Here is a 7,865-nt window from a genome sequence, read left to right on the forward strand (position 1 = left end):
TATTATCCGTTTTTAAAAATCACTCAAATCTTATGTTGAAAATCATCTCTGCCAACGTCAACGGTATCCGCTCCGCCTATAAAAAAGGTTTTTATGAATACATCGCCGCATCAGGCGCGGACATTGTCTGCGTGCAGGAACTGAAAGCTCAAGAGGCTGACCTGTCAGACGATATGAAGAATCCGCACGGTATGCACGGCTACTGGCATTGCGCCGAAAAGCGCGGTTACAGCGGCGTGGCGGTGTACAGCAAACGCAAACCCGACAATGTGCAAATCGGCATGGGCATTGAAGAATTTGACAGAGAAGGCCGTTTTGTCCGTTGCGATTTCGGCAAGTTGTCGGTAATTTCGCTGTATCTGCCCAGCGGCAGCAGCGCGGAAGAGCGCCAACAAGTGAAATACCGCTTTTTGGACGCGTTCTATCCCATGCTCGAAGCCATGAAAAATGAAGGATGCGACATTGTCGTCTGCGGTGACTGGAACATCGCCCACCAAAACATCGACTTGAAAAATTGGAAGGGCAATCAGAAAAACTCAGGCTTCTTGCCTGAAGAGCGCGAATGGATAGGCAAAGTCATCCACAAGCTCGGTTGGACGGATATGTGGCGCACACTTTATCCCGATGTACCGGGCTATACCTGGTGGAGCAACCGCGGACAAGCGTATGCGAAAGATGTCGGGTGGCGTATCGATTATCAGATGGTTACGCCGGAGTTGGCCGCCAAAGCGGTTTCCGCACATGTTTATAAAGATGAAAAATTCTCGGATCACGCCCCTTTAGTTGTGGAGTATGACTATGTTGCCGAATAAGGTTTTTGGTAAATATGATTGGAATATAAACGGCAAAACCGGCGTAGGCGCGGCGTGGGTCGTGGCGGCATTTGTATTGCCTATGCTGGTGTGGGCGGTGTTTATGCTGGCGCGGATGTCCGGCTGGGTTGCACCGACCAAGGCCAATCCGACGTGGGCGTTGGTGTGGCTGCTGTTTTCACTGCCTTGCCTGCTGATTGCGGCCAAATGCTTTGCTTGGAAGGGCTGGCGGATGGTTGCCAACATCGTACTTTGCCTGGCGACTTGTGCCATCCTCAGCGTGCCAGCCGCATTGCTGATTGCATTTACACTCAACGACTTGCTCAAATAGGCCGTCTGAAATGCAGAGCTTCGAACTCGAAGAAATGGCACTGTTTCTGATACGCGATGCAGATGAAGCGGAAATGTGGATAGACCGCTGGACGGTCAGCTATCCGATTGTTCAAACCGCCAAAGCCGATAGTCAGCAAACTATTTCCGAATGGCAACATGCCATTCAGACGGCCTTCGACTATATTGTCAGCAGAAATATTGCCGTCGTGGCTCATGGTGCCGGCGTGTCCGCATTTTTGGCATGGCTGTACCAAGCCGATATCATGACACAAAAACGCCTGACCAATATTATTTTGGTCTCGCCTCGTCCAGAAGCTTTTCCCGAGGACGAAATCCATACGTTCCAGCGTGTCCGCTGCCCTTGCCGTACAGCGCTGGTTATCGCTGAAACAAACGGCACGCCACGCGATTGGGCGCAAGAACAGGCCAACCGCTGGCATGCACGCCTGCTTCAATCGCCGCATTCCGGCCGGTTAAACGGCGCACTCAGCGGCTGGCAATGGGGCATGAAGTTGATGCAGGAAATGCTGTTGAGCAAATAGTTTAGAAGTGTCTATTAATAAACAAAGGCCGTCTGAAACCGATATGTATTTCAGACGGCCTTTGTTTGCAAATATCATGTTAAATATAATTAAAAGAAACTATTCTCATTTCTTTTATGAGGCAATATAATTCGGTTGTTTTGTTAAATTGAGTATAAAAATGCAAATACCATTTCATTTGGCTTTATTACCCACGCTGATTATTGCTTCCTTCCCTGTCGCAGCCGCCGATACGCAGGATAATGGTGAACATTACACCGCCACGCTACCCACCGTTTCCGTGGTCGGACAGTCCGATACCAGCGTACTCAAAGGCTACATCAACTACGACGAAGCCGCCGTTACCCGCAACGGACAGCTCATTAAGGAAACGCCGCAAACTGTCGATACGCTCAATATCCAGAAAAACAAAAACTACGGCACGAACGATTTGAGTTCTATCCTCGAAGGCAATGCCGGCATTGATGCTGCCTACGATATGCGTGGCGAAAGCATTTTCCTGCGTGGCTTCCAAGCCGACGCATCCGATATTTACCGCGACGGCGTGCGCGAAAGCGGACAAGTGCGCCGCAGCACCGCCAACATCGAGCGCGTCGAAATCCTGAAAGGCCCGTCTTCCGTGCTTTACGGTCGCACCAACGGCGGCGGCGTCATCAACATGGTCAGCAAATACGCCAACTTCAAACAAAGCCGCAACATCGGTGCGGTTTACGGCTCGTGGGCAAACCGCAGCCTGAATATGGACATCAACGAAGTGCTGAACAAAAACGTCGCCATCCGCCTCACCGGCGAAGTCGGGCGCGCCAATTCGTTCCGCAGCGGCATAGACAGCAAAAACGTCATGGTTTCGCCCAGCATTACCGTCAAACTCGACAACGGCTTGAAATGGACGGGGCAATATACCTACGACAATGTGGAGCGCACGCCCGACCGCAGCCCGACCAAGTCCGTGTACGACCGCTTCGGACTGCCTTACCGCATGGGTTTTGCCCACCCGAACGATTTTGTCAAAGACAAGCTGCAAGTTTGGCGTTCCGACCTTGAATACGCCTTCAACGACAAATGGCGCGCCCAATGGCAGCTCGCCCACCGCACGGCGGCGCAGGATTTCGACCATTTTTATGCAGGCAGCGAAAATGGCAACTTAATCAAACGTAACTATGCTTGGCAGCAGACTGACAACAAAACCCTGTCGTCCAACTTCACGCTCAACGGCGACTACAACATCGGCCGTTTTGAAAACCACCTGACTGTAGGCATGGATTACAGCCGCGAACACCGCAACCCGACCTTGGGTTACAGCCGCGCCTTTTCCGTCTCCATCAACCCCTACGACCGCGCGAGCTGGCCGGCTTCGGGCAGGCTGCAACCCGTCCTCACCCAAAACCGCCACAAAGCCGATTCCTACGGCATCTTCGTGCAAAACATCTTCTCCGCCACGCCCGATTTGAAATTCGTCCTCGGCGGCCGTTACGACAAATACACCTTTAATTCCGAAAACAAACTTACCGGCAGCAGCCGCCAGTACAGCGGCCACTCGTTCAGCCCCAACATCGGCGCAGTGTGGAACATCAACCCCGTTCACACACTTTACGCCTCGTATAACAAAGGCTTCGCGCCTTATGGCGGACGCGGCGGCTATTTGAGTATCGATACGTCGTCTTCTGCCGTGTTCAACGCCGACCCCGAGTACACCCGCCAATACGAAACCGGCGTTAAAAGCAGTTGGCTGGACGACCGCCTCAGCACTACATTGTCCGCCTACCAAATCGAACGCTTCAATATCCGCTACCGCCCCGACGCGCAAAATGATCCCTACACTTGGGCAGTCGGCGGTAAATATCGTTCGCGCGGCGTGGAATTGTCCGCCATCGGGCAAATCATCCCCAAAAAACTCTACCTGCGCGGTTCGTTGGGCGTGATGCAGGCGAAAGTCGTTGAAGACAAAGAAAATCCTGACCGAGTGGGCATCCATTTGAATAACACCAGCAACGTTACCGGCAACCTGTTTTTCCGTTACACACCAACCGAAAACCTCTACGGCGAAATCGGCGTAACCGGTACGGGAAAACGCTACGGTTACGACTCAAGAAACAAAGAAGTGACCACACTTCCAGGCTTTGCCCGAGTTGATGCCATGCTCGGTTGGAACCATAAGAATGTTAACGTTACCTTTGCCGCGGCCAATCTGCTCAATCAAAAATATTGGCGTTCGGATGCCATGCCGGGTAATCCGCGCGGCTATACTGCCCGGGTAAATTACCGTTTCTGATGAAATCAGGCAAAGGCCGTCTGAAAATAAGGCTATGATCTAAGCCATATTTCAGACGGCCTTTTATAAAGGTTGAAATAAAACTAAACACATTTTTTCACTCAAATCGAACACACCTCCAACAAAATGCCATAAAATCCGCCCATTGATTTGAATGTAAAGAGATACCTATGAAACTGAAAACCTTAGCCTTGACCTCATTAACCCTGTTGGCATTGGCCGCTTGCAGCAAACAGGCGGAAACCAGCGTTCCGGCAGACAGCGCCCAAAGCAACACATCCGCTCCGGCAGCCCCTGCCGCATTGACCGAAGGTGTCAATTACACCGTATTGTCCAATCCGATTCCTCAACAGCAGGCCGGCAAAATCGAAGTATTGGAATTCTTCGGCTACTTCTGCCCGCATTGCGCCCATCTTGAGCCGGTTTTGAGCGAGCACATCAAAACGTTTAAAGACGATACCTATATACGCCGGGAGCATGTCGTGTGGGGTGATGAAATGAAACCTTTGGCACGTTTGGCGGCCGCAGTGGAAATGGCCGGAGAATCAGATAAAGCCAACAGCCATATTTTCGATGCGATGGTTAACCAAAAAATCAACTTGGCCGATACCGATACCCTGAAAAAATGGTTGTCCGAGCAAACAGCGTTTGACGGCAAAAAAGTATTGGCTGCATTTGAAGCGCCCGAAAGCCAAGCGCGTGCGGCTCAAATGGAAGAATTGACCAATAAATTCCAAATCAGCGGCACGCCGACTGTGATCGTCGGCGGCAAATACCAAGTCGAATTTAAAGACTGGCAGTCCGGCATGACCACGATTGACCAGTTGGTGGACAAAGTACGCGAAGAGCAGAAAAAGCCGCAATAAGTTGAGGATTGAATGAGCAAAGGTTTCGCGTCCCTTATCTCTTTTTCTTTCACTGTGCTGAAAGATCCAAACCATGTGTGATTACTGTTCTGACCTGCGACCTACCGTTCGTATCAGGGTTCCGAAAGAATTATCGCAAATGTTACTGCAAGCCTCTGATCGTTTAGCAGACGGCACGCTTATCGATATTACTCCAGCCTACGACAAAGTTTATGGTCCCAGCCTTGATTTTGCCAAAACCATCGCCAATAGCGGTTACATTACCCATACTGATTCTCAGGGTAATCGTGACATATATGGTTGGAACGATTTCGTGGTACATTATTTTCAATGTACGCACTGCAATGCCGTTTTCAGGCTTGGTGCCGAAACCTACCATGGTAGTGGTGGCCAATGGGAAATGTTGGAAGAGGCAACGATACGCTATGAAAATCCTTAAAAGGAATAGATTTCATAGTTATATGTGAATAGTAATTCTTGCTAGAGTAAAAACAAAAACGCCGTCTGAAACTTTTCAGACGGCGTTTTCGGTCAAATTAGCTTACAAACCCGGGAACATGCCTTTCATTCCCTTCATGCCTTTGGCCAAGCGCATCAGTTTGCCCAAGCCGTTGCCACTGAACATCTTCATCATTTGTTGCATTTGTTCAAACTGTTTGAGCAATTTGTTCACTTCCTGCACGGTCGTACCCGCGCCCATTGCAATACGGCGTTTGCGGCTGGCTTTGAGCAGGGCAGGGTTGGCGCGTTCTTTTGGAGTCATCGAGTTGATGATGGCTTCTACTTTGCCCATCGCTTTTTCAGCCGTTCCTTCGGGGATTTTTTTCGATATTTGACCCAGTTCGCCAGGCATTTTTGACATTAGGTTTTCCAAGCCGCCCATATTGCGCATCTGTTGGATTTGCTCTTTAAAGTCGTTGAGGTCGAAGCCTTTGCCTTTTTGCAGCTTTTTCGCCATTTTGGCGGCGGCTTCTTCATCAATACCTTTTTGAACGTCTTCAATCAGGGTCAATACGTCGCCCATGCCGAGGATACGGCTGGCAAGACGGTCGGGGTGGAAAGGTTCGAGGCCGTTGATTTTTTCGCCGACACCGATAAATTTAATCGGTTTGCCGGTTACATGGCGTACGGACAATGCCGCACCGCCGCGCGAGTCGCCGTCCATCTTGGTCAATACGACACCGGTCAGCGGTAGGGCTTCATTAAATGCCTGAGCGGTATTTACCGCATCCTGACCCAGCATGGCATCAATAACGAACAAAGTTTCAACCGGGTTGACCGCCGCATGAAGCGCTTTGATTTCGTTCATCATCTCTTCATCGATTGCCAGGCGGCCAGCGGTATCGACCATCAAGACATCGTAAAAATGTTTTTTAGCGTAATCAACGGCGGTAGTTGCAATCTCAACCGGTTTTTGGTTGGTGTCGGATGGGAAAAAGTCTACGCCGACCTGTTCGGCCAACAGGCGCAGCTGTTCAATCGCGGCAGGGCGGTAAACGTCGGCGGATACCACCAAGACTTTTTTCTTCTGATCGTTTTTCAGCAGGCGGGCGAGTTTGCCGACGGTTGTTGTTTTACCGGCACCCTGCAAACCGGCCATCAAAACGATGGCAGGCGGTGAAACCGATAAATCCAGCGTTTTGTTTTCCTTGCCCATCAATTCGACTAAGGCTTGGTTGACCACGCCGATAAAGGCTTGGTCAGGCGTCAGGCTGCCGACGACTTCTTGGCCAAGGGCCTGTTCTTTGACTGTGTTGACGAATTCTTTAACGACGGGTAATGCAACGTCGGCTTCCAGCAGGGCAAGACGAACCTCGCGCAAGGCTTCTTTAATATTGTCTTCGGTCAGCGTTGATTGGCCGCGAATATTTTTAAGTACCTTGCTGAAGCGGTTGGTCAGGTTGTCTAACATACTTATCCTTGATAATGAGAATAGCTGCCCAATACAGGGCATTCTTTGTTAAAATAAAATTCGGATTATTTTACACGATAGTCCGAAGTTATGCTTCAAGAACACAAACACGTACACAAAGGCCGTCTGAAACCCTGCCGGCTGTCCGTCAAGTGTTCACACCTCTATTGAGAAAGATATTTATGCCGATTGTCTTAATCTGCCTTATGCTGGTGTATGCCGGATTGGGCGCATTTTCCTGGTTGCAACATAAAAAGCACAATAATAAGTCTTACCCGCTGAAAACCGAGCTTCTGATTTTGAGCGGCGCATTATTGGTACATGGCGCAGCATTGATGTTCCCTGTATTGCAGGATAGGGTATTGATTACCGGTTTTGGTTATTCGCTCAGTCTGATAGTCTGGCTGATGCTGATGATGTATTGCTTGGGCAGCTTCTTTTATTGTCTGCGCGGAGTGCAACTCTTATTGTATCCCTGTGCCGCATTGACCTTATTGTTGGGTTTCCTTTTCCCGGGGGATTTTTCAGGTCGCCAAATTGTAGACTTATTGCCACTGTCGCACATCGCATCATCATTGCTTGCATACGGATTGTTTGGCATCGTTACCTTATTTGCCATCCTAATCCTTTTAATCAACCGTAATTTGCACAAACGCCGTTTTTCCGCATTGGTCAGCTTCTTGCCACCTTTATTGAGTTTAGAGAAACTCATGTTCCAAGGTATGTGGGCAGGATTCGTTTTATTGACCTATTCAGTTATCAGCGGTACGTTTTTTGCCGAAGCCGTTTTCGGCAAACCCATGACCTTCACGCATAAAACCATCTTCAGTATTATGTCGTGGCTGATTTATGGCGCATTATTGTTGAAACACAGCATGACCGCATGGCGGGGTAAAAAAGCCGCAGTTTGGACTATTGTCGGATTTGTCAGTCTGATTTTTGCCTATATAGGCAGTAAATTTGTCTTAGAAATTATCCTGCACCGTATTGGATAAATAGAAACCATACAAAAAGGCCGTCTGAAATCAAAATTTCAGACGGCCTTAGTATTGAACCGGGTTGGATTTTGGAAGCGAATAGGGGAGATTTGAGTGTTTTTAGAAAAATAAAAACCCTGTTAAAACAGGG

General features: G+C 49.4%; 8 protein-coding genes. 7 read left to right on the top strand and 1 reads right to left on the bottom strand.

Annotation, left to right across the window (positions count from 1 at the left end):
- Positions 1–32: 32 nt before the first annotated feature.
- The 6 genes from O3682_RS09525 to O3682_RS09550 all read left to right on the top strand — a co-directional run bounded on the left by O3682_RS09525 (position 33) and on the right by O3682_RS09550 (position 5,264).
- The gene (locus O3682_RS09525; RefSeq protein WP_314593069.1) at positions 33–812 is read left to right on the top strand and encodes an exodeoxyribonuclease III; all 780 of its coding nucleotides are present in this window, start codon (positions 33–35) and stop codon (positions 810–812) included.
- The gene (locus O3682_RS09530; RefSeq protein ID WP_371509804.1) at positions 799–1,143 is read left to right on the top strand and encodes a hypothetical protein; all 345 of its coding nucleotides are present in this window, start codon (positions 799–801) and stop codon (positions 1,141–1,143) included. Before O3682_RS09525 ends, O3682_RS09530 begins: the two co-directional genes overlap by 14 nt.
- A gap of 10 nt (positions 1,144–1,153) precedes the next feature.
- Positions 1,154–1,687 carry an alpha/beta hydrolase gene (locus O3682_RS09535; RefSeq protein WP_371509805.1) on the top strand — a complete coding sequence of 178 codons (534 nt, stop codon included), beginning with the start codon at positions 1,154–1,156 and terminating at the stop codon, positions 1,685–1,687.
- Positions 1,688–1,847: 160 nt separating this feature from the next.
- Positions 1,848–3,959: a TonB-dependent receptor gene (locus O3682_RS09540; protein ID WP_371509807.1), complete on the top strand. Its 2,112-nt coding sequence runs from the start codon at positions 1,848–1,850 to the stop codon at positions 3,957–3,959.
- 170 nt (positions 3,960–4,129) lie between these two features.
- On the top strand, positions 4,130–4,825 hold the full coding sequence (locus O3682_RS09545; protein ID WP_070583720.1) for a thiol:disulfide interchange protein DsbA/DsbL: 696 nt from the start codon (positions 4,130–4,132) through the stop codon (positions 4,823–4,825).
- 139 nt (positions 4,826–4,964) lie between these two features.
- Positions 4,965–5,264, top strand: a complete 300-nt coding sequence (locus tag O3682_RS09550; RefSeq protein ID WP_083297171.1) for a hypothetical protein — start codon at positions 4,965–4,967, stop codon at positions 5,262–5,264.
- 102 nt (positions 5,265–5,366) lie between these two features.
- On the opposite strand, the gene ffh is transcribed toward O3682_RS09550, so the two are convergent.
- Positions 5,367–6,737 (bottom strand): signal recognition particle protein, encoded by a 1,371-nt coding sequence (ffh, locus tag O3682_RS09555; protein WP_070583716.1) that lies wholly within the window; start codon positions 6,735–6,737, stop codon positions 5,367–5,369.
- 182 nt (positions 6,738–6,919) lie between these two features.
- Between ffh and O3682_RS09560 the strand changes: the two genes are divergently transcribed.
- The gene (locus O3682_RS09560; protein WP_371509810.1) at positions 6,920–7,732 is read left to right on the top strand and encodes a cytochrome C assembly family protein; all 813 of its coding nucleotides are present in this window, start codon (positions 6,920–6,922) and stop codon (positions 7,730–7,732) included.
- Positions 7,733–7,865: the final 133 nt, after the last annotated feature.

It is taken from the genome of Neisseria sp. 27098_8_112 (assembly GCF_041433235.1).
Classification (GTDB): Bacteria; Pseudomonadota; Gammaproteobacteria; order Burkholderiales; family Neisseriaceae; genus Neisseria.

Bases quoted from the DNA above. Each gene is read 5' to 3' on its own strand.
- O3682_RS09525 (WP_314593069.1), top strand. From the start codon at position 33: ATGTTGAAAATCATCTCTGCCAACGTCAACGGTATCCGCTCCGCCTAT.
- O3682_RS09530 (WP_371509804.1), top strand. From the start codon at position 799: ATGTTGCCGAATAAGGTTTTTGGTAAATATGATTGGAATATAAACGGC.
- O3682_RS09535 (WP_371509805.1), top strand. From the start codon at position 1,154: ATGCAGAGCTTCGAACTCGAAGAAATGGCACTGTTTCTGATACGCGAT.
- O3682_RS09540 (WP_371509807.1), top strand. From the start codon at position 1,848: ATGCAAATACCATTTCATTTGGCTTTATTACCCACGCTGATTATTGCT.
- O3682_RS09545 (WP_070583720.1), top strand. From the start codon at position 4,130: ATGAAACTGAAAACCTTAGCCTTGACCTCATTAACCCTGTTGGCATTG.
- O3682_RS09550 (WP_083297171.1), top strand. From the start codon at position 4,965: ATGTTACTGCAAGCCTCTGATCGTTTAGCAGACGGCACGCTTATCGAT.
- ffh (WP_070583716.1), bottom strand. From the start codon at position 6,737: ATGTTAGACAACCTGACCAACCGCTTCAGCAAGGTACTTAAAAATATT.
- O3682_RS09560 (WP_371509810.1), top strand. From the start codon at position 6,920: ATGCCGATTGTCTTAATCTGCCTTATGCTGGTGTATGCCGGATTGGGC.